The following is a 22703-nucleotide window of genomic DNA, read 5'->3' on the forward strand; positions in this document are numbered from 1 at the left end:
AGCGTTTACTTTGCAGATTAATTAAAACAGGAATACCTCACAATAAGACATATATGGCACAAGAAGATGTTTTTAAGAAATTAGTTTCGCACAGTAAAGAGTATGGATTTGTTTTTCAGTCGAGTGAAATATACGATGGGCTGAGCGCAGTTTACGACTATGGGCAAATGGGTGTAGAGCTGAAAAACAATATAAAGAAATATTGGTGGGACAGCATGGTGTTGTTACACGAAAATATTGTAGGAGTTGACTCCGCCATTTTCATGCATCCCACTATATGGAAAGCATCTGGTCATGTGGATGCGTTCAACGATCCATTGATTGATAATAAAGACTCTAAAAAGCGCTATCGCGCCGATGTGCTTATCGAAGACCAACTGGCTAAGTACGACGAGAAAATAGATAAAGAAGTGGCAAAAGCTGCCAAACGATTTGGTGAAGCCTTTGACGAAACTCAGTTTCGCGCTACCAATGCTCGTGTGTTGGAAAACCAAAGCAAGCGTGAAGCTTTGCACCAACGTTTTGCAAAAGCGCTCAACGATAACAATCTTGACGAGCTTCGCCAGATTATTGTTGATGAAGAGATAGCTTGCCCTGTATCGGGAACACGTAACTGGACTGAAGTTCGTCAGTTCAACCTAATGTTCTCCACCGATATGGGTTCAACAGCAGATGGTGCTATGAAGATTTACCTGCGTCCTGAAACTGCACAAGGAATTTTTGTGAACTATCTTAATGTACAGAAAACCGGTCGCATGAAAATACCTTTTGGTATTGCACAAATAGGTAAAGCTTTCCGTAATGAAATTGTGGCGCGTCAGTTTATTTTCCGTATGCGCGAGTTCGAACAGATGGAAATGCAATTCTTTGTACGCCCCGGTACTGAACTCGAGTGGTTTGCCAAATGGAAAGAGATGCGCTTGAAATGGCATAAAGGGCTTGGATTTGGCGACGATCACTACCGCTATCACGACCATGATAAATTGGCACATTACGCAAATGCTGCTACTGATATAGAATTCCTAATGCCTTTTGGCTTCAAAGAAGTAGAAGGTATTCACTCACGTACCGACTTTGACTTGAGCCAACACGAAAAGTTCTCGGGTAAGAGCATCAAGTACTTTGACCCCGAATTGAACGAATCCTATACTCCATACGTAGTCGAAACAAGTATTGGTGTAGACCGTATGTTCCTAAGTATACTTTCTGCTTCGTATTGTGAAGAGACTCTAGAGAATGGTGAATCGCGTGTAGTGTTGAAGCTTCCTGCTCCACTTGCGCCGGTAAAACTTGCAGTGATGCCATTAGTAAAGAAAGACGGACTTCCTGAAAAAGCGCGCGAAATCATTGACTCGCTTAAGTTCCAGTTCAATTGTCAATATGACGAAAAGGATAGTATCGGTAAACGATATCGTCGTCAAGATGCTATTGGTACACCTTACTGCGTAACTGTTGACCATCAAACATTGGAGGACAATTGCGTGACGTTGCGAAATCGTGATACCATGCAACAAGAACGTGTGGCTATCTCCGAATTGAGTAATATTATTGCCGACCGCGTAAGTATTACCAGTCTATTGAAATCATTAGTATAACAAGACTCCACTATGAATAAATTAATCGGTTTATTTTCCTTATTACTCGTATTTACACTCTTCTTTGCTTCTTGTGAAGAAACTTCGGAGGTTGACAAATATGCCAACTGGAGGGAAAGAAACGAAGCCTTTATCGATTCGTTGGCACGAACTTATGACACCGATCCCGAGTTGTTTCGTTTGCGAGACAGTCGCGATCAAAGTCAATATGTTTATTTCAAGAAAAGAGTAAGTGTAGACGAAGGACAGTCTCCGTTTCTAACAAGTAAAGTTACTGTGTTCTATCGTGGCATGTTGATTAATGAGGCTGTGTTTGCTGCTGGCGGTCAGAAATACTACACAAGTTTGTATAAATCGTTGGACGTATTTGATACTAACTTTAAAGGAAATGCTCCGGACTTCAATGATACACCTACTCTCTTCTCGGTAGCTGGTGTTGTCAATGGCTGGGTAGAAGCGCTTCAGCATATGAAACCGGGAGAGCGCTGGGAAATCTATATTCCTTGGAGAAGCGGTTATGGTTCTTCGGAGTCAGGAGCTATTCCTGCCTATTCTGTGCTGATGCTTGATTTAACACTTGTCGATGTAGATTTGTATCCATAAACATTTGGGGCGTTTAATACACCCTCACCTTTTCCCTGATACTCTTTCCCGGTGCTTCCACTGTAATTATGTAGGTGCCGGGCTGTAGGTCGGAAGTCTCTATCGTAACAGAACTTCCGGCTGTTTTGTTATTATACAGCTGCTCACCACTTAACGCGAACATGCTAATGGATAGTGTGGGGTAGTATGTTGTCAGATTGATAGTAAGCAACTCTCCGCGTTTCACAGGGTTAGGGAATACATAATTTGTGCGGTTCTTCTCTGTGGTGCTACCCTCTTCAATACCTGTAGGCGTGATTGCTGCTGCAAAGCGAGACAGCAGTCTAATGTATGCTACCTGATACCCTCCCGATGGTTCGGTAATTTCCCATGAGTTCAGTGGCCACGAAGTGTTGAAGTCTTTGTACATCTTAGCAGCGGGTTCGCCCTTAGGTACAGACTCAGAACTACACAAACTGTTGTTGGCTGTAGAACCGCAACTGCCTGGGCAGCAAGCATCTATGGTGTAAGAACTGTTGGGACCGCCCGCTAGGTAACCCGGCGCCGGACCGTAGGCAGATGTGCCCACCTTATCCCACGAGGTGCTGAAGTGAGAGAACCAAGTGTGGTATATTTCCGTCAGGCTTTTTGAGGCACCGTAGCTACTCATGTTAGTAAGGTAAACCATGCCAAAGGGATTTACGCCATGTATGTAGTGCAGGTAGTCTTCGGAAGCGGTAAGGTAGGCGCTGCTTTTGGCTGGTTCCAGATTGACGCTTGCAAGGGTGGAGAAGGTTACTCCATACGTGCTTTTATACTGGTTAGAACCCCAATTGTACTCTTTGATGAATGCTCGGTAGCCATCTGTGCCCAACGCACCACAATAGTCGGCACTTTTGTTGAACGAGGTGATGAGTGCTGTACGGATATCCGCTATTATGGTTGCTTTGGCATAGGGGGCGTTGATGTATCTAAGGAACATCTGGTGCTGGCGGCTTCTGTATTGGTCTACAAAGTTGCTCCAAAGGAACATGGGAAACTGCTTGTAGTTGTCTTCGAACACAGCAAGGTAGCTTTCCTCACCAGTTAGCTCGTACATGTACAGTCCTGCCAATACTCTGTTCTCCAGTCGGGTATGTGTATCTTCGCTCTCTTGGTCTCCTGCGCCAAGTCCCAATGAATTATTGGTTGAGCTATTGTTGTGAAAAAACACGTTTGGGTTGGCTTCTGCCCATTGCCATGCTTTGATAGCTGCTTCTTGCAACTGGTTGGCGTAGGTGGTAAGCCCAATGTTGCGGTAAACCACTGCACCTAGTGCGAAGGCCTTTACCGAGGTTATGGTGGCTATGGTGTTTGCCGGACCATATAGGCTCTGTCCTGTGGCAGCCGATGGTGGCGATGCATCTGCCAATCCTACAACACTAAGTACGCTGCCATTTGCCTCTTGCATCCTCAGTAGCCAGTCCATACCCCACTTAGCCTCGTCCAGAATGTCGGCTATACCATTGCCTGATTCGGGTATGTTGTAGTCGTCGGCCCACACATCGGGGGTCTCCATGTATGCCAGCAACATCTCTTCCACATAGTTGGCTGTCCAAGCGGAGTATTTGTTATAGTCGCCGGCATCATACCATCCGCCGTGCAGGTCGCGTTCGGTGCTGGCATCGTTTTTTTTGTTGTACAAGCGGCAGTTTTTGTCTTGCAATGCACCTACGTGACTGGCACCATCGGCCCATCCTGTTCCGGCATGTAAAGCTGTTTTAAGGCATCCTGCCCGTTGGTAGAAAAACATCTTCACGGCAGCCTTTAGTATGGGGTTATATACGTCGTTGGCAATGGCAAAGGTGTAAGAGCATACATTTCTCTCTACATCCAGCACATAGTACTTACCGGGTTCTTGCAGCGCGGAGAAGTCGAACCACCAAATTTTGTCGCCCGATGCAACGTCGGTAGCACCTCCTTTGAACACCACGGGGCTGCCTTCCAATACAGCGAGCTTGGTGTCGGCATTGACTACCCGATAGGTGCTACCCGGTGTAAACGTAGTGCCCTTGTCGGAACCCAATACCGGTTTTTTTATCACAGCTGTTTTTGTGGCTGTGGGTCTGTATCCAAACTGATCTATTGTTATCAGTCCTGTCTCCGTTTGCGAAGAAAGGGTGGTGGGTAGAAAGGCGAGGGCTACCAGTAAGTAGTGTTGCAGTGATTTTGTGCGTAAGGCGTTCATGGGCGATTGTGATTTTATGTATTACAAATGTAGTTGTTTTTTATATAAAGTAATAAAATGAGCCTCACTTATACTCAAAGTGAGGCTCATTTTACTTGAAAGTGAAGTTTATTTATATTCCGAATGAACTTTACTTTTGCAAAGGAAGAATCTCTATCCAGTAATCATCCGGGTCGGTGATGAAATAAAGGCCCATCTCCTTGTTCTCGTAAGCAATACAGCCCATCTCGCGGTGATATTCGCGCACAGCAGCATAGTCGCCCGGAACGCGTACGCATAGGTGGCTTTCATTATCGCCAAGTTCATAAGGTTCTTTGCGATCTTTTAACCAGGTTAGTTCCAGTAAAAAAGGCGATTGCCCGTCGGTGAGGTACACAAGTGTAAAAGAACCGTCCTTTGCTTCTTTGCGGTGATGCTCCTTAAAACCAATAGCTTGTTCATAAAACTTCATACTTTTCTCCAAGTCAAGTACGTTGATGTTGAAGTGATCAAATTTTGCTTTTACTTCCATAATCATTGTTTTTTATTGGGTATTTATTATTTGTTCGGTGTGTATAATGTCGATGAAATGGACATTTTTTGATTCCGCGTATATCTTAAAGGCATTTGCTTCTTCGTAGGCAGATCCAAAGTGCATCGGCAAAAACACACCGGTTCTTATTCTGTCTACAAATTGTTCGGCACCTCGCATGTAGTCTGTACCTATGCGTGCGTCTATAGGAAACATCACTAAATCTATTTGTGGAGCCACTTTGGCTATTATTTCCAGTTCTTTAAGGAAAGCGGTTTCTGCAGCGACAATCTCCTCGGGGGTAGATTCGTCTTTCCAGTGCCAATTGTTTAAATCACCGGCGTGGAATATACTTTTACCCTCGAGGTATATTAAGAACGAAACTCCAATATCCGTAGACCCAAAAGCCTCTATTTTCACCATTTCATCACTATAAACGTCGCCTTTTTGGATAAATATACCATCTTCCTTCTTGGCACGTTTATGCTTGAGTATGTCTTTTGAGAAAATATACGTGATGTTTGGTTTCTCTTCTTTCCACGTTAGCACCTCGCGATTGAAGTGGTCGGGGTGGAAGTGAGAAGCAAGTATGTAAAGCGGTTTCTTACAACGAAGTAACTGTTCGTGTACATAGCCATGCAGAGTATCCGTATCTTTGTAATAATCAATAAGTACTATGCAGCTCTCGGTTTCTATGGCAAACCCGCTGTGATATATATAAGTAATCTTCATATCTATTGGTTCTTGATAGCAAAAGTAAGGTTTTGGTAGAATAATCTCTTCATAATTCCCCAGAAAATGAGTACGTTTGTAATCTATTAATGTATATAAATATTGCTATGGGTATAGAATTGGGTAGGTACAATACGCTTAAAGTCGTGAAAGAAGTTGATTTCGGTATGTATTTAGATGGCGATGAGCAAGGCGAAATACTCTTACCCAGTCGTTACGTGCCCGAAGATTGTAAGGTTGGCGATACACTCGACGTGTTTCTCTACTTAGACAGTGAAGAACGATTAATTGCCACTACTCTGCATCCCGATGTTCAGGTAGGCGAGTTTGCGCTACTCGAAGTAGCATGGGTAAATCAACATGGGGCGTTTATGGATTGGGGCTTGATGAAAGATCTCTTTGTTCCTTTTAGCGAACAAAAAGCAAAAATGCAGCCTGGAGGGAGATACATGATACATGCGCACCTTGACGATGAAAGTTACCGCATTGTGGCTTCGGCAAAGGTGGAACGTTACCTCTCAAAAGAACAGCCCACATATAAACAAGGCGAAGAAGTCGAGATACTTGTTTGGCAGCGAACAGATCTTGGTTACAAAGTGATTGTGGAAAACCAATTTGCCGGACTCGTTTACGCAAATGAGTGTTACGAAGAAATAGAACCGGGCGAGAAACGGAAAGCTTACATTAAACAAATCCGCGAAGACGGGAAGATAGACATTAACCTGCAGAAAGCCGGTTACGAGCGGGTGGAAGATTTTTCTAAAACCTTGTACGATTTATTGAAAGAACGGGGAGGCTATTGCTCACTGAACGATAAAAGTGATGCGGATTTAATTTATCAAGTATTTGGCGTAAGCAAAAAAACCTTTAAGAAGGCAATAGGGGCACTATACCGACAGCAACTGATTTCGATTGAACCGGACGGAATCCGGGTGCTTCGGAAAACAAAATAAAGATGAGTTTACGCGCATGAAACGCCTATACATAATATTTATAGTTGTACTACTTGCCGTTACCGGCCTTCACGCAAAGGATGAAAACCCATTGCTCCAGCTCGTTGGCCGCAGTTATGCCGAGTATCACGATGCGTATATGCCTATCCTCAGCACTCATTTGCACGGCGATTCGTTGTCGCGGGTTAAACTCGTTAGGATGTTGGACGAAGTTGCTTCACTCGATAAGAGTGGCGAATGGCGTTTCCTCGAAGAGATTGCGCAGCACACCGTTCGCTTCTACGATAGCCGTAAAGGTGGTTTCGTATGGCGTGATTACTACAATGCGGAGAATTACACGCAGGCGATGCAAGACATTGCCGTTCGCGCGGGGGCAAAAGGTTGTCCATTGATTCGTATTTACGCCCTCTATCAGGCCGCCGAAGGTTATAATGTATTCGTTCAGGACTACGAACGGGCATTCGCTTGCTATCTGGAGGCTGCCGCTGAGCTTGAGAACGTCAGTACGCGCGATTTTCCGCCTCGTCCTCACATTTATAATCAAATTGCTGGACTGCATTACACTTTTAAGGAGTATAAAGACGCAGCAGTTTACTTCCGTAAGGTGACCGACGATCCTTTTGCGGGCGAATACAACTATTACTGTCCTGTTTATTCTGCTATGAACGGGCTTGGATTGTGTTATCGCAACGGTTATCAGGACTATGAACGTTCTGATTCGTGCTTTTTGTGCATTCGCGAGCAAGTTTCATCCGATGCAGACCAGAGTGCTGTGTGGACTGGCATTGTTGAGGCGAATATTGGCTACAACTATTATCTTAGGGACAATCTTGATGAAGCATTGGCTTGGTTGATTCCTGCTATAGAAAAAATTACACGACCAAATGATTTTGCTTTTCTTTCTGTGCGGGCAGTTAATGTAGCAGATATCTACCTCAGGAAGAATAACCCTGTGATGGCAAAGAAGTACATTGACATAGCGCTGGATTACCAAATACGTACTCAAATGCCCGAAAAAGATAGTCGGTTGTACGATGTGTTATCACGCTATTACACATATCTGGGCAATAAAACTTTGTCAAACGCTTTTCTGGATTCTACGCTCATGAGTGTGAAGAAGGAAAATGAAGCCTTTAGCGGACTCGTCTTACGGCGCGTGGAACAGCAACTTCGGTTTGCCGATCAACGTATTTATGAGAAAGAGATTAATGAAGAGAAGATACAAAGCCGATTTTATATGCAGATTGCGATTTCGGTCTCAATGGCGCTCGTCATTATACTTGCGTTGTTGGGTATGGTATTATTCTTCTACCGCAGACAGCGTAACGCCTATCGCGAGTTGGTGCGGCGCAGTCAGAGTTGGGCTGGCATAGGAAGTACTGAGAGGCCTGCTGTTGAGGACACTACTGTAGTGGTAGAAGAGGGCGATCGCGTTATTATGATCTGCATTGAACAAGCAATGACTATGCAGAAACTTTACAAGAGGGTGGATCTCACATTAGATGCACTAGCAAGAGAGGTCGGTTTCAATCGCTATTACATATCCACTGCACTGAATCGCAGTACGGGAAAGAACTTCAATGTCTACATCAACGAGTACCGCATTAAAGAAGCGATACACTTAATCTCAGAGACCTCCTCTCGGGACAAGACAATGGGCGACATTGCGTTCGAGTCGGGGTTCAACGACCGCACTACATTTCACCGGGCATTTAAAAAGATTACGGGGCTCTCGCCCGGAGATTTCAGAAAAAACATAGAAACGCGCTAAATCGTGGAATTATTGTCGCAATTCAAGGATTGCAACACGTAATTCATGGGATAACTTACTTTTACAATCAATATGAAACAATATTGATAAAACATATAAAAGTATGAAACGAACCATTACCACGAATGCAGGAAAGTATTTCCTATTATTTTTGATTCTTTTTATGGGTGGCTTCTTGCCGATTGTCGCTCAAGACAATCCCGTGCCTCAAAGCGGGGATGTGATTACCTTCTCAGGCGGTGCCGTCGATCCCGGCAACCCCGATATTTACACAATAAATATGGGCGTGCCCGAGCTCGGTGCAAATGCTCCGAACAAATATTATCCCATTACGATCAGCCGGCCCAAAGGCACGGAGGCAAACTATCCCGTGTCGGTGTTCTACGAATGGAATTCCGGGTCGATGAGTACAACGGCAGCCATCGTTGCTACGCAAGAGCATCATACTGGCAATACGGGGGACGACAGCGGCGTGCTTACTTTCGCCGTCGGTGAAATGACGAAGATGCTCTACGTAAATTTCCCTGTTGGCGGAGAGATGAAGGGCAGCAAGGAGGCGATGTACATCTTCTTCTCGCCGCTGATGCGCAGCAAGACCCAACAATCGGTGTTGGAACTGGTGTTTACCAATCCCGTGGAAGTAAATATCACCACGCCTCAGGTAATTGCAGGCGGCAACAGATCGGGTCCGCTGGTGCAAAACCACGGGACGGGGCAGTACACGCTAATGAAGTTCGAATATCTGCTCGATCAGAACGGTGCCGAGACGCAATTCACCAAGATTACCGATGATCAGAAGCTCGCGGTGACGGAGTATCATGTAGATCATGATAATCTGCCCTACGGCTCACCGGAGATGAACAATCCTAATTCGCTGCATCAGGTCATGGTGTCGCCGCGGTTGGCAAATACAACGCATACGACTGTCGTATTCCTGCACAAGATAACGGAGAACGCAATTGTGACCGATTTTCAGGAAGGAAACGAAGACAAATACCCTGTTGTACAGTATAAGCCGGACTTTATTACGGGTATTCTCCCTGCCGGCGGAGTGGAGGAGGCTGTTAGCCTTAATTTAGAAGATTACGAGCCCGATCAGTACATGGTCGATCATGAAAAATTCAATTTCTTCCCGCGGTTTGGGCCCGTCAGTACTAATAAGAGTAGCTACGACATAAACGAGGTGGTTACTTTATCTATTCCTTTCCTTAATGCGAAGCTGTATCAGAAGATTTACGGAAACAATTGGTTGAACCACATCTTCTTTACGCTCGATGGCGGCGGTAGTTTCTTAGCAAATCATCCGAGTTACGATGCCGAGACGGGCAAATTGTCTGTTTCCTTCAATGCTCCCGGTAATACCTCGAAAGAGACGACTCTTTATCCCGAGATTGGCATCCGTCGCTACGAAACGGATGATATGGCATTTCCGCAGGACGGCTTTACCTCTATAAAAGTGAATAAAAACACTGCTCCGACAGTGTTCACAACCTCTATCTCGATGAGCGGCTTGCCCGAACGAGACCGAATTTTCATAGGAAAGAAGCCCCACACCGTATTAAGTCATAAAGTACTGCCGGAAAACTGCTCATTCCTCAATGCGACATGGAGCAGTAATAATGAAAACGTTCTGGAGATAACAAGCAGTGGCGAATTAATCCCCAAAGCTACCGGTACGGCAGTCATCACGCTCACAAGTGATGAGGTTGGCTACCGTACGAGCAACAGCTTGTCTGCGAAAAACGATGTTTTAATCAAGACGTTCACCATCACGGTGAAGAATATGCCCGAACTTCAGGCTAAGGTCGAGTCGCAGCGCAAACTTGCCCATGAATCTATTGTGGCGAAGTTTACCCAGGACATTATCGCGAGCGGTTGGATTCCGGCGAATAAGCCAAGCTTGGTGACTATCACTCACGCCGATCCGCAGTACGCTCCGATTACCCTCACTCCCAACTTGAGCGACAAGTTCGATGTCAGCGGGGAGTTCGAGGTGGAGATTCCTTTCGATGACAGGACATTCAGAAGACGGAACTCGGCGGTGAGTCCGCAGGGTAATTTGTTCGTACCCGTCTGCACGGTCGATATCAGCATACCGGTAGTAGAGAATGGCACGCAAGACGAGCTTACTCTGACTGCTTCCTGCCCGGTTTACATACTTCCTTATGTATATCCACGAATTGTAGGATATTCCGAGACCAATGTCGTGCGTACCAAAGACGAAATGGATCATGATATCATCAAAAGCAAGTTTACGATAGAGAATCTGGACAAGCAGTTCACCATGGAACTGAAAATATCCCGTGTAACGTGCAATGATTTCACCGATCAAATAGTTCCGAACAGTCTTAAGGATGTGTATAGTACCATTTTCGACTATCCGATACATGGAACACCCCGATGGTTGAAGTTGGATGACAGAGGAGAGTCCTATTACGCCGAAATCGAGTACTCTTTATTTGCTGATGCGGCTACTGTTCCGGTAGGTATGTACTATAAATACATCTGCGACCTTTATGTTCGCAGTCATAACATCCCCGGAGAACGCGGAGTAGCAACAGCACGCTCGCGCGTACATGTTTACAACCCCAATTTCGACAGTACGCAAGGGGTTAATATCACCTACCACATGTGGGGAAATGGCAACTCGCTCCCGATGGACGAAGAAAACTGGAAGAAGGATAATTCCGAAGAGCTTCAGGCAGTGAAGGAGCAACTTGATAACATGTATCTTGAGGATGCCAACAGTATATTGCATGTTTTTAGTATGAAGAGCCAGATCAAGGTCATCGACCGACTGAATTATCCTGAGCAATGGGGCCCCTGCGTATTGAAGATCTATTATTCGGATGGTGGGGAACTCCACAGAACAATTGATGTCAATCGTGTCAGGCCGATCTATCTGAAGTTCCCGAAACCGGGCATGGACTACAGGTTTACGCTCAGTTTCCCCAATATTAAAGCCGAAAAAACGTTCACGTACAGGTGGGAGGCACCGGATGATCTGGAGAACATTCGCCAATTTCAGGTATACCGCTATATAAACCTTCCCGCCAATGTAAAGATGAGCTATAAATACAAGGGAGAGAAGAGAGAAAAGACAGCACTCGCTCAAGGCCGCAGAATCTCGCTGCCGGTCAGTATGCTATCCGAGTCGGATACGATATGGCTGTATCCCCAGCAAAACTTCAAGAATGCATACGTCGTTACACGCCCTAATGAATTCTACAGGGTGGAGCAGACCAAGTTCGAGGCAGAGATGGATTATGCACTGCACGACATCAACAACAAGTGGCTAAGCGTCACATGGTACGCAGTCAATAAACGATACACAAGTGTGTCCCTCATAACAGAAACTCCTACTCTGAAGCTTCACATGCTCAACGAGGATGGGGAAGCCATCCAGGCGAACGGTCACGTTAACTTCATGATTAATAACGGATATAACGGATTCATTCAATGGGGGACAGCGGAGTTTGTGGATGGCTTCGCCACCATACCGCTGAGGTCTGCCGTCGAAAGTAATAGAGACCAGTACAGAATCTATGTAGAGTTCGTTGCAGACGGATACCATCCGCAAGTCGAGGAGTATAATTTCTACCTGGGAGAAAGCGGGTGCAGGACAGCCAACGGTAACGAGTCCGAATACATGGACGGCAAGTACTACCACAGCCTGAACCAGGTCAACAGGGCAATCATGAAGAAGGGCGACAAGATGTACAGCATGCTACAACTGCACCAACCCAGCAGTAAATACCCCAGCGTAGACATGAAGGACATATCAGTCTTCAGTCATACCCCATATCTGCCTGGTGTGTTTAACGACAAGAACGTGCTCACGCAAGCAGCGGTGCTCGAAATGACCACCACCTGGAACTACGAGAACCCACCCACCCTGATCAGCAACAGCGAGAAGGCAACCATGTTCTATCCCACCGTATCCGTAAAATATGATAAGAACCACTACAAGTGGTTCGAAAACACATACATTTACCTCTACTGCAACCTGGCCAAACAGGAGATAGCAGACGGCGAACTGAACGACGTCAACTTCTCGGATCCGCAGCATGCAGCAAGTGTGTACTTGTGCAACGGAACTCAAAAGGTGTACCAAATACCCGGACTCATCAACATGAACCCTGTGCCGCCGGAAATAAAATTTGCCCCGCCGGCCGTGGAGAAGCTGGAAACAAAAGACGCCAGCAAGGACACCAACCTGGGCGACTCGAAGCAGAACTTCGATGAGTTTAACATCAGCACGCTGGAGTCGCTGCCGTTCTGCATACAGGTGGAGAATAAAGGGAACGATTGGATTGTGCGCGGAGCACTCGAAATCGACCTCTTCTCGACAAGTGTGGGCACGAAGACTAATAAGGTGTCGAGCACGAACTTCAAAGAGAAGTTCAACGAAATGAAGCAGCGCCTCAAACACGATGAGAACTACGGCAAAACCACCAAGAAGGCAGGCGTGGACGTGTCCATCGCAGGATATGTGGAAGGAAAGGGTACCTACAACCCCGACACCGGTGAATTAGAGAACATAACCTTCACCGCGGGAGGCATCAGCATAGGAGCAGAGGCAAGCGTATCGCTCAAGAAATCGTTCACCGTGGGCGAATTCGGTGTATCCCTGACCGGAGCACTGAAAACGCGCGTCGATTTCTTCAAGTCGCAGAACACCACGGAAACGTTCAACGTAGATATCGTCTTCGATAACACCATCTCGCTGACGTTGAAGGCGTGGGCGCAGATCGGATTCGATGCCTGGTTCGTAGGTGCCTACCTCGGAGTGCGGGGGACGGCATGGGCCTCTATGACGCACCGCCTCGAAAGGCTCGCAACCGGCGCCCAGAGAGATGGACTTAAGTTCAACCTGGGTGCGAGCATCGACTTATATGCACGTGCATGGTTTTTATTCATTGAGTACACGTGGGACAAGAACCTTGTCAAAATAGAGAAGGACTATCTCGTGCCCAACGACGAAACGAACCCATTCAACAACCCCATCGGAACGAGAAGCATGACAAGATCGCAACTCATGTCCAAGAGCTTCATGCCCGCCAACCTGAGCATGGCAGCACCAAGCCTCACAACACTCGTCCCGAACGTGTACGCCAACAGCAGGCCTAGGTATATCGGTGACAACGGCTTTATATTCACCAATATAGGAGTGCCGACCGATCTCAACGATGACCGAATCCAAGTGTACAAAGCCAAAACGATGACCAGCATCACCCCAACCGCAACAACAGCCGCCTACAACTTCGACGTGGCAACAGCCGCCAGCAAATCTGTAGTCGTGTTCGAGCAGCAGGGAGAAACAGTCTCCAATGAAGAGATGAGCAACAAGGACCCGTACGATATCCTCAACGAATTGACACCCAAGACGGAAGTCGTAGCAGTAATCAACAACGGAGGAGGATGGAACACCACGCCCCTGACAACAAACAACTACGCAAACATGAGCCCGAAGGTAGCCATCTCGGCAGATGGCAACAAAGCCGTGGCTGTGTGGAACAGCGGGAAAATGGTCACCAACGACATTGTGAACGGCAACGACCGCATGACCGTACAATTCCTCCGCGGAGAGCTGCTGATGTCGTACTACAACGGTACAAACTGGAGCGCCCCCAAGGCGATCACCTACATGGATGAGAATTTCCAGTTAGCCGAGTCGCAGCTCGTCCTCATAAATGATACATTGCTGATGGTTGCCGTCAATCAATCGCCCAACAAAGCAGCCATCGCCGAAGGAGAGATCGTGACGCTGTGCATGCCGGTAAACTCTACCGCATCCATCAACTCGACGAAGATAAAGGGACGAACCCCCCAGATTAAGCGCATCAAGAACGAGAACATCATCACGTTCCTCACCGAAGTGCCCGATACGACGGGAGTCTACAACCCGGAAAAGGCAGGAGATCTCGACATTTTCCTCATGGCCATTGATGATGAGGGCATATACAAGAACGGGCTGTCAGGCTACATCGGTCTGGAGGGAAGAAACATCCAGGGATACCAGCTCGTAGTGGATGATAACCCCGTAGGAGTGAACAGTATCTCCGTCTTGTGGACAGAACCCGCCATGATTCTATCCAATCAGCAGAACGAGGAGTACACCATTCACGATAAACTGTTCGCGGCAAGGCTCGGCAGATGGAATGGCCAGTTATTTACCTCGGCGCCATACGAAGTGTTGACGGCACCGGCCGACCATTGGATCTCGTCGTACGACGGCCAAACAAAAGACACCGATCTCAAGGCAGCGGTAGTAATCGCCAACCAAAGTTCGGGCGCAGAAATAGTGGAGCAATCAATCTCGTTCACAAACTCCATCGAAATTGTGGCCGTGAGCTACCTCAAGGAACAACTTATGCCGGGAGCTAATGTACCGGTCAACTTCATGATCGAGAACAAGGGCTTTGCACCCACCACGCAGTTCGAGGTGACGGTGGGAACAACCACCACCACCGTCATGCACGAAATCATGCCGGGAGAACAGGACGTTATCACTGCATATTACAGCGTACCGTCAACAAATGCGGGCATGAATTACGACATCGTACCCAGCTTTGCCACCGAAAACATGACGAGAGCCATGATGCCGGCCGACAGATACTCGGGAATCCGCGCGCGTACAGCTATTATGACCGACCCAGTGCTAACCATCACCCGCGCAGAGGGTATGACGTCGACCGCCATCGTAGATATGGGCATCATCGAGCGTTCGAACACCACCGGCGAGGAAACAACCAGCATCATCCTCGAGGTGATCAACTCCACACCATTCGCATTGGAGGATGAAAAGGTGAAAGTGGGCCTCTACACGGATCCTACCGGAAAAGAACTCTACCCGGGAACCAGCGTCAAGGAAATACCCGTGGCAGAACTTCTCGATCCCGAGTTCGATATTAATACGAGCACCATCGCCGCCTTCAAGGTGCCCACCGTCAGAGAAAAAACATCGGTATACGCCGTTGTAAGCACCACTGACGCAGCGGGCAACGTCATCGAAGACACCGAGACCATCGACAACTACACAATCGTCACCCTCTACCCCAACCCGAACCGCGTAGGCATCACACTTGCCCAATTGCCCGACGGGAAGGTAGGCGACAGCTACACAACAACCCTCGAAGCCACCGGAAAGGGGCCGTTCTTCTGGAGCATTGCCGAAGGAAAACTGCCTGACGGACTGAGCATCAGCACCGAAACCGGAGTAATCGGAGGAACGCCAACCAAAGACGGACGATTTACCTTCAAAGTGAAGTCGACGAACAACAACTCGACGGATATTGCCGAAATGAGCATCGTCGTCAACCCCAGCACAGGCATCGGCACGACCGAAGAAGACGCCACGCTGAAGGCCACGGCAGTGAAAGACGGCATACTCGTTACGGGGATCGAAGTCGGCACAAGCATTGCCGCGTACAACGCACAGGGAATACTACTTTTCTGGCAAAGTACTGCTGAAAACGCCGAACTGTTGATACCTATAACCGAAAAGGGTGTGTATATTGTTGTAAATGGAACGCGCCGCGTGAAAGTTATTAATTAGTTCGATACACACGTATATATTAGCCCCGCATACAATGTTGTGCGGGGTTTTTAGCTTTTGGTAAATAAAAATGCAAGGTGATTGATGTAAAATTATACGCGTATTCTAAAAATAGGACGTATGCGAGTTGGATTTTTCGAAAAACTCTCACTATATTTGTGTTACAAGTGAAAAACTATTAAATATTAACAAAAAACAAATATTATGAAACGGATAGTGATGATTTTACTGGCTATAAGCCTAATCGGCACTACAGCAATGGCTGCCAGTGATAAAGAAATTCGTAATGAAGCACGCTTCCTTGCCGACAAAATTGCTTACGAGCTGGATTTGGATAAAAATCAGCTGGCAGATGCTTTTGATATCAATTACGATTTTTTGGTGAGAGTATATCCTATATTGGATAAATTGGCAGAGAATGACGATAACGCCATCAGGGAATATTATCGCTTATTGGCTATTCGCAATGGTGACTTGCGCTGGATTATGCCACAAGATAAGTTCTTAAAACTGCTCGATATCGAATATCTATATCGCCCATTCTGCACCGAAGGAGGCAAATGGTTCAACAGAGTATACACCAAATATACCAATGCAAAGAAATTCTACGAAGGAAAACCCAAAACAATGAGCAAGTACAAAGGTGCTAACTATCGCGAGGGAAATAGTGAGAGTGCTTATCGTGGGAAGTATAAACATGTTGTTTACGGTGGGCAGCGTAGTCCGAAGAGCGATAAGTTTTATCTAAGCAACAGATTGGATGATTTTAGAAAATAGGGATTTCCCTATTCAATAATAGTAAGAATCATTAGGGTGGGGAATTTCCTCGCCCTATTTTTGTATCAAACAAAAGAAATACCAAATGTTTAATTAAAAAAGTAAAGCTATGAAACGAATAATGATAACCCTAATAGCCATCGGATTTACTGCCATGTGCGGTACGAGTGTGGCAGCAATGAGTACCAATAAAGTACGTAAAGAAACCCGTTTCCTCACAGATAAGATGGCGTATGAGTTGAACCTGAACGCCATGCAATATAATGATGTGTACGAGATTAATTATGACTTTATAAGCTCTGCCCGTTATGTAATGGATGAACTTGTAAGTGGATACGGTTGGGCTATGGATGAATATTACTACTTGCTCGACTTGCGCAACGATGACCTCAGATATGTGTTGAGTGATTGGCAATATCGTCGGTTTATGAATGTCAACTACTTCTATCGCCCTATCTATACAAGTGGTAACAAGTGGCAGTTCAGAGTGTATATTACGTACACAAACCGCAACTATTTCTACTTTGGCAAACCTTCTATCTATGTTTCTTATAAAGGTGGACACTATCGCCATCACTATAATGACATAAGTTATTACAAAGGACGCTATTCGCACACTCATTATTCAAGACCGGTGTACACGCGTAACAGTAACTCGTACAAAGCAACTCGCAGGTCGGACTTTAGTTCGGTAAATATTCGTCCAAATACGGAAAGGCCTTCTACAAGTAGAGCTACAACACTGCGTTCTTCTTCGAGTAGTACTACACGGAGCTCAAACAGAAACACAGGCTCAAGCAGTGTAAAGGCTTCGGATTTAACACCACGTAGATCGGGTAGTAATGATTCGGGTACAAATAGTAGTCGCAGTAGTAGCAACAATAGAGAATCTACAAAGTCGGATAGAGGGTCTACACGTACGAATAGAGAATCTACCAGAACAACAACGACTACAAAGAGTAACTCTACCACTACTACCAAGAGTAGTACGGATACAAACAGTAGTCGTAGTGATAGGAAAAAGGAAACTACAGCAACTTCCAGAAGTAACTCGGATAACAAGAATAGCGAAAGTAGTAGCAGTAGCGTTCGTAATAATTCAAGCAGAAGATCTAAATCCTCTTCATCGGGCTCTACCCGTTCTTCCTCCTCACGGAGCAGCGGAGGTTCTTCTACTCGCTCATCGGGCAGATAAACAAGATGAAATGAAATAACCCAATAAACCTGAGGTGCCTACAAGTGCTTCGGGTTTATTGTTTTATTAATCCGTCTATCATGTGAATTGTCCTGTCTGTGGTACTTGCCAGTCCCTCATCGTGTGTTACAATAACGAAGGTTTGTCCTAAACGGTCGCGCAGATCAAAAAACAATTTATGCAGTTCTTCTTTGTTTTGTGTATCCAAACTGCCCGAAGGCTCATCGGCAAGGATAACAGCCGGATTGTTTATAAGCGAGCGGGCTACGGCAATGCGTTGTTTTTCGCCACCCGATAATTCGTTCGGTTTATGTGTAGCACGGTCTGCCATTCCCATAAATTCCAATAACCGGCTTGCTTCTTCTTGTGCTTTTTTGCTCGATACACCAGCAATGAACGCCGGAATCATCACATTCTCTATTGCTGTAAACTCGGGTAGTAACTGGTGAAATTGAAACACAAAACCAATGTGTGTATTACGAAAGGCAGAAAGTTCTTTCTCTTTCATGTTGCTCACATTAGTTCCGTCAATGAAAACCTTGCCGTTATCGGGCTTGTCGAGTGTTCCCATGATTTGTAATAGTGTGGTTTTTCCTGCGCCACTTGGCCCTACGATGCTCACAATTTCTCCTTTATTAATAGTAAGGTCAATGCCTTTCAGCACTTGCAGCGAGCCAAAGCTCTTGGTTATTCCTGTTAATTGTATCATGGATTATAGTTTTCTAATGACGTATTCGGCTAAGTAGCAACCAAAGACAGCAGGCATATAGCTTATGGTGCCACAGGTGGATTTTTTATATTGTTCGTCTTCTGTTAGCAGTACCGCCTTAGTATCTGCTTGCTCGGTGCTAAAGACAACAGGTAGCTTTTGCTTGATGCCCAATTTCTGCAGACGTTTGCGCACAGCTTTGCTTAATCCACAGTGATAGGTGTCGTGTATATCGGCAAAACGAATCTGGGTAATGTCGCTCTTAGCACCTGCACCCATGCTCGATACGATTTTTATTTTTCTCTTTAACGCGTGAGCTATCAAGAAACATTTGGGACTAAGCGTGTCTATGGCATCAATAACAAAATCATATTTATCCGAATCGAGCAGTTCGGGGATGCTCTCATCTTTCAGGAAGATAGGGAGTACCTTTAATGATATCTCCGGGTTGATGTCACGTAGTCTTTGGGCAAGTACTTCCGCCTTTTCTTTACCAATGGTGGAGTGTAAAGCAACAAGTTGACGATTTATATTGCTTGGTTGCACGGTATCGGCATCTATAATTGTCATTTTACCAACGCCTGCTCTACAAATCATCTCGGCGGCATAAGCTCCCACGCCGCCCAAACCTACAACCAACACATGCGCTTGCTTCATGCGGTTTATTTTGTCTTCGCCCAATAACAGTTGGGTACGTTGTTTCCACTCTTCCATTATTTCTTTTTGAACCATTTATATAGCCACTTAGCCACGCTGTCATAGCTCTTATGTTCGCTATGATGCAATGGCTCACTGAATGAAACAGTTTCCTGTGGGTCTCCATATTGGTCTGGGTAGAGCACCATCAAGCTGCTATTGTTAAGGTATTTAGATATCTGTGTGGGGAGTTTTTCAAATGCAGGGTCGTACGAAATAAATCCGCGTCGGGCGCTAACAATAACCAAGAGGTGATCAAAACTTACATGTCCTGTAACCAACAATAAGTCGTCCCAACTCTCCAATACAGAGTGTTCGCGCCGAAGACCTTTATGTTTTTGAATGATATACCCTTCGATATGTTTACGAGTATCAGGGTGCGAGAAGAACTGCATACGGCAACCCAATTGTGTACCCATGCGGCACAACCGCTCCAGCCATTTGGCGAAACCTATTTCATATTCTGCTTTTGGCGGTACTGCTACTACAACCCTGCGAAGCGTGTTTGCGGGCATTAGTGATTTGATAATCATTACCTGCCGATAGGTTCCGTTGAGTAGATTCTCGGTAAGCCTTCCTAAAAAAGAGTCAACCAAGGTTACTTTGTAGTGTAATCCGATAACTACCTCCGAAGCATTATGCTCTCTAAGCGTATGAATAATTCCCGAAGCAATATTCAGGTCGAAGCGGCTTACTGTTTCCATGCGTACATCTGCAGCCGCAGCAATCATGGCGGCGCGTTCCAGGTAGCGTTTTCCTTGTGCTATCTTGGCTTCCGAGGCATTATTGTCATTGATAACATTGAGCGCTACAAGACCATTCTTTCGCTTCGGATCTTTCATCAATAACGCCATGTTCACAAGATTCTCTACCGTTTCGGGATTTGCTACAGGGATGATGATATTTTCTTCTTCCTTAGGTTTGTCCGTATCTTCATTTGCTATTTCTTCTACCGTCATTTTGCGCGCGGCTTGCTCGGTAACCACAGAACTGATGATGCAAGTGAAGAGTATCATCACTACCGTTCCATTTAAGACATCATCATTCAGCAGCGGAACTCCGGGTGCTACTTCTATACCATTACCTACCAAAACAGCTGCTAGCGTAGCTGCTGCTTGTGCGTTACTCAAACCAAACATCATCTTGCGCTCGGTCTTTTTCATGCGGAAGGTCTTTTGGGTTAACCATGCCGCCGCCCACTTGCTGAAAGTGGCAACAACCGTCATAACAACCGCTACTTTTAATGCTTCGCCACTTGCGAATAGGGAACGAATGTCGATAATCATTCCCACCCCAATTAAGAAGTAGGGGATAAACAAAGCGTTGCCAATAAACTCAATACGATTCATCAATGGCGAAAGGTGCGGAATGAGTCTGTTGAGTACCAACCCCACCAAGAATGCTCCAAGAATTCCTTCCATCCCTGCCAACTCTTGCAAGCCTGCTCCAAGGAACACCATTGCCAATACAAAGGTAAACTGCATGATGCTATCTTCGTACTTGCGGAAGAACCATCGACCGATACGTGGGAAGAAGTATATAATAAGGAAAGAGACGAGCACCACCTTGCCTGTGAGTAATATCCAGAACCATTCGTCAATCGTACCTTTATACATACCCGAAATAACTGCCAGTATCAACAATGCGAGTGCTACGGTAATAGCTGTTCCGCCAATAGTAATACTAACGCTTCGTGTACGCGCCAGTCCATATCTTCCTATTATTGGATAAGCAATCAGTGTGTGCGAAGCATACATACTGGCAAGAAGTATAGAGGTGGTAACGTTATATTCAAGTAGTGTCATAGAGCTCCACACCCCGAATACCATTGGGATAAGGAATGTAAAGAGTCCGAAGAAAAGTGCCTTGATTTGGTTCTTCTTAAAGTCTTCCAAGTCCATTTCCAAACCCGCAAGGAACATAATATAGTAAAGTCCTACCTTGCCGAAGAGTTCAAAACTACTATCGCGTTCTAATATATTGAATCCATGCTCACCAATAAGGATACCTGCAAGTATCATCCCTATAATATGAGGAATGCGCAGTCTTCCCAACAAAATCGGAGCAAAGAGTATGATGATGAGTACCAAGAAGAATATCCAGGTAGCATCTGTAATGGGTAAATTGAAGTCAATACCTAACCAATTCATACGCTTGAGGTTAAAGTTCTTGGCAAAAATACGAAAAAAAGAGAATTCTATCTTTATGTGCGATAAATAAATGTCCTGTTCATTAGGTGTTGATTTGACATTTTGTTGTATTTTTGCAGCCAATTATTTACTAAAAGAAAGAAAAAGATGAAAGTAGCTATTGTTGGCGTAAGCGGAGCAGTAGGACAGGAGTTCCTACGTGTGCTCGATGAGAGAAATTTCCCGATGGATGAATTGGTTTTATTCGGTTCTAAACGTAGTGCCGGAACTAAATATACATTTCGCGGTAAACAGCTCGAGGTAAAATTACTTCAACACAATGATGATTTCAAAGGAATAGATATTGCTTTCACCTCAGCTGGGGCAGGTACTTCAAAAGAATTTGAGCAAACCATTACCAAACATGGAGCGATAATGATAGATAACTCGAGTGCTTTCCGCATGGACAATGACGTACCATTGGTAGTACCCGAAGTAAATGCAGAAGATGCAAAACAGCGTCCACGTGGTGTAATTGCCAACCCTAACTGTACAACGATTCAGATGGTAGTAGCCTTGAAGGCTATCGAAAATCTATCGCATATCAAGAGTGTGCATGTGTCTACATATCAGGCAGCTAGTGGTGCGGGTGCTGCGGCGATGGACGAATTGCATGAGCAGTACCGTCAAATCGTAGTAGGCGAAGATGTTGTGGTAGAAAAATTTGCCTATCAGTTGGCTTACAATTTAATACCTCAGGTAGATGTGTTCATGGAGAACGGCTATACCAAAGAGGAAATGAAGATGTATCACGAAACGAAAAAGATAATGCACACCGATGCGAAGGTTAGTGCTACTTGTGTTCGTGTTCCCGCCCTTCGTGCGCACTCGGAAAGCATTTGGGTAGAAACAGAACGCTCCATCTCTGTGGAAGAGGCTCGCGAAGCATTCGAAAAAGCGGATGGAGTTGTTGTGATGGACGACCCAGCCAACAAGGTATACCCGATGCCATTGTTCCTTTCTGGTAAAGACCCCGTTTATGTAGGACGTATCCGGAAAGATTTGGCAAATGACAACGGACTAACCTTCTGGACAGTAAGCGACCAGATAAAGAAAGGTGCCGCTCTCAATGCTGTACAGATAGCCGAATGGCTGATTAAGGCTGGTGAAGTGAAATAACCACTGCGTTAGAAAGAATAGTATAAATCCTCCTTAGTGAATAGTCGCTAAGGGGGATTTTTTTTTGTTTTCCTTAATTGCTCTCGCCC

The 22703-nt window shown here is 45.6% G+C and carries 14 protein-coding genes; 8 read left to right on the forward strand and 6 right to left on the reverse strand.

Features of this window, described 5'->3' with window-relative positions; genetic code table 11:
- Positions 1 to 53 precede the first annotated feature (53 nt).
- Both D0T50_RS06240 and D0T50_RS06245 read left to right on the forward strand, forming a co-directional pair.
- The gene (locus D0T50_RS06240; RefSeq protein ID WP_163222651.1) at positions 54 to 1595 is read left to right on the forward strand and encodes a glycine--tRNA ligase; all 1542 of its coding nucleotides are present in this window, start codon (positions 54 to 56) and stop codon (positions 1593 to 1595) included.
- 12 nt (positions 1596 to 1607) lie between these two features.
- Positions 1608 to 2198, forward strand: coding sequence for an FKBP-type peptidyl-prolyl cis-trans isomerase (locus D0T50_RS06245; protein ID WP_163222652.1), 591 nt, complete (start codon positions 1608 to 1610; stop codon positions 2196 to 2198).
- Between the two features lie 13 nt (positions 2199 to 2211).
- Here the strand turns inward: D0T50_RS06245 and D0T50_RS06250 are convergent, their stop codons facing one another.
- From D0T50_RS06250 to D0T50_RS06260, 3 genes are all read right to left on the reverse strand, one after another.
- Positions 2212 to 4404 carry a glycoside hydrolase family 9 protein gene (locus tag D0T50_RS06250; protein ID WP_163222653.1) on the reverse strand — a complete coding sequence of 731 codons (2193 nt, stop codon included), beginning with the start codon at positions 4402 to 4404 and terminating at the stop codon, positions 2212 to 2214.
- 130 nt (positions 4405 to 4534) lie between these two features.
- Positions 4535 to 4915 carry a VOC family protein gene (locus D0T50_RS06255; protein WP_163222654.1) on the reverse strand — a complete coding sequence of 127 codons (381 nt, stop codon included), beginning with the start codon at positions 4913 to 4915 and terminating at the stop codon, positions 4535 to 4537.
- A 12-nt stretch (positions 4916 to 4927) separates the two neighbouring features.
- Positions 4928 to 5647: an MBL fold metallo-hydrolase gene (locus D0T50_RS06260; protein WP_163222655.1), complete on the reverse strand. Its 720-nt coding sequence runs from the start codon at positions 5645 to 5647 to the stop codon at positions 4928 to 4930.
- A 107-nt stretch (positions 5648 to 5754) separates the two neighbouring features.
- Between D0T50_RS06260 and D0T50_RS06265 the strand changes: the two genes are divergently transcribed.
- The 5 genes from D0T50_RS06265 (at position 5755) to D0T50_RS06285 (ending at position 17901) form a co-directional block, all read left to right on the forward strand.
- Positions 5755 to 6600, forward strand: coding sequence for a S1 RNA-binding domain-containing protein (locus tag D0T50_RS06265; protein WP_163222656.1), 846 nt, complete (start codon positions 5755 to 5757; stop codon positions 6598 to 6600).
- A 16-nt stretch (positions 6601 to 6616) separates the two neighbouring features.
- Positions 6617 to 8371 carry a helix-turn-helix domain-containing protein gene (locus D0T50_RS06270; RefSeq protein ID WP_163222657.1) on the forward strand — a complete coding sequence of 585 codons (1755 nt, stop codon included), beginning with the start codon at positions 6617 to 6619 and terminating at the stop codon, positions 8369 to 8371.
- A gap of 103 nt (positions 8372 to 8474) precedes the next feature.
- Positions 8475 to 15929: an Ig domain-containing protein gene (locus tag D0T50_RS06275; RefSeq protein WP_163222658.1), complete on the forward strand. Its 7455-nt coding sequence runs from the start codon at positions 8475 to 8477 to the stop codon at positions 15927 to 15929.
- Between the two features lie 204 nt (positions 15930 to 16133).
- On the forward strand, positions 16134 to 16706 hold the full coding sequence (locus D0T50_RS06280; RefSeq protein WP_163222659.1) for a hypothetical protein: 573 nt from the start codon (positions 16134 to 16136) through the stop codon (positions 16704 to 16706).
- A gap of 109 nt (positions 16707 to 16815) precedes the next feature.
- Positions 16816 to 17901: a hypothetical protein gene (locus tag D0T50_RS06285; protein WP_163222660.1), complete on the forward strand. Its 1086-nt coding sequence runs from the start codon at positions 16816 to 16818 to the stop codon at positions 17899 to 17901.
- A 55-nt stretch (positions 17902 to 17956) separates the two neighbouring features.
- Here D0T50_RS06285 and D0T50_RS06290 read toward each other — a convergent pair whose 3' ends face one another.
- The 3 genes from D0T50_RS06290 to D0T50_RS06300 are packed head-to-tail and all read right to left on the reverse strand — an operon-like array spanning position 17957 to position 21456.
- A complete protein-coding gene (locus D0T50_RS06290) occupies positions 17957 to 18610 on the reverse strand; it encodes an ABC transporter ATP-binding protein (protein WP_163222661.1) in 654 nt (217 codons plus the stop codon).
- A gap of 3 nt (positions 18611 to 18613) precedes the next feature.
- Positions 18614 to 19324 (reverse strand): ThiF family adenylyltransferase, encoded by a 711-nt coding sequence (locus tag D0T50_RS06295; protein WP_163222662.1) that lies wholly within the window; start codon positions 19322 to 19324, stop codon positions 18614 to 18616.
- Positions 19324 to 21456, reverse strand: a complete 2133-nt coding sequence (locus D0T50_RS06300) for a cation:proton antiporter (protein WP_163222663.1) — start codon at positions 21454 to 21456, stop codon at positions 19324 to 19326. The genes D0T50_RS06295 and D0T50_RS06300 overlap by 1 nt, the downstream gene beginning before the upstream one ends.
- Before the next feature lie 147 nt (positions 21457 to 21603).
- Here D0T50_RS06300 and D0T50_RS06305 point away from each other — a divergent pair, with 147 nt between their 5' ends.
- Positions 21604 to 22614 (forward strand): aspartate-semialdehyde dehydrogenase, encoded by a 1011-nt coding sequence (locus tag D0T50_RS06305; RefSeq protein ID WP_163222664.1) that lies wholly within the window; start codon positions 21604 to 21606, stop codon positions 22612 to 22614.
- Positions 22615 to 22703: the final 89 nt, after the last annotated feature.

The sequence above is a fragment of the Bacteroides sp. 214 genome (assembly GCF_010501015.1).
Lineage (GTDB): Bacteria > Bacteroidota > Bacteroidia > Bacteroidales > Bacteroidaceae > Bacteroides.

Bases quoted from the DNA above. Each gene is read 5' to 3' on its own strand.
- D0T50_RS06240 (WP_163222651.1), top strand. From the start codon at position 54: ATGGCACAAGAAGATGTTTTTAAGAAATTAGTTTCGCACAGTAAAGAG.
- D0T50_RS06245 (WP_163222652.1), top strand. From the start codon at position 1,608: ATGAATAAATTAATCGGTTTATTTTCCTTATTACTCGTATTTACACTC.
- D0T50_RS06250 (WP_163222653.1), bottom strand. From the start codon at position 4,404: ATGAACGCCTTACGCACAAAATCACTGCAACACTACTTACTGGTAGCC.
- D0T50_RS06255 (WP_163222654.1), bottom strand. From the start codon at position 4,915: ATGGAAGTAAAAGCAAAATTTGATCACTTCAACATCAACGTACTTGAC.
- D0T50_RS06260 (WP_163222655.1), bottom strand. From the start codon at position 5,647: ATGAAGATTACTTATATATATCACAGCGGGTTTGCCATAGAAACCGAG.
- D0T50_RS06265 (WP_163222656.1), top strand. From the start codon at position 5,755: ATGGGTATAGAATTGGGTAGGTACAATACGCTTAAAGTCGTGAAAGAA.
- D0T50_RS06270 (WP_163222657.1), top strand. From the start codon at position 6,617: ATGAAACGCCTATACATAATATTTATAGTTGTACTACTTGCCGTTACC.
- D0T50_RS06275 (WP_163222658.1), top strand. From the start codon at position 8,475: ATGAAACGAACCATTACCACGAATGCAGGAAAGTATTTCCTATTATTT.
- D0T50_RS06280 (WP_163222659.1), top strand. From the start codon at position 16,134: ATGAAACGGATAGTGATGATTTTACTGGCTATAAGCCTAATCGGCACT.
- D0T50_RS06285 (WP_163222660.1), top strand. From the start codon at position 16,816: ATGAAACGAATAATGATAACCCTAATAGCCATCGGATTTACTGCCATG.
- D0T50_RS06290 (WP_163222661.1), bottom strand. From the start codon at position 18,610: ATGATACAATTAACAGGAATAACCAAGAGCTTTGGCTCGCTGCAAGTG.
- D0T50_RS06295 (WP_163222662.1), bottom strand. From the start codon at position 19,324: ATGGAAGAGTGGAAACAACGTACCCAACTGTTATTGGGCGAAGACAAA.
- D0T50_RS06300 (WP_163222663.1), bottom strand. From the start codon at position 21,456: ATGAATTGGTTAGGTATTGACTTCAATTTACCCATTACAGATGCTACC.
- D0T50_RS06305 (WP_163222664.1), top strand. From the start codon at position 21,604: ATGAAAGTAGCTATTGTTGGCGTAAGCGGAGCAGTAGGACAGGAGTTC.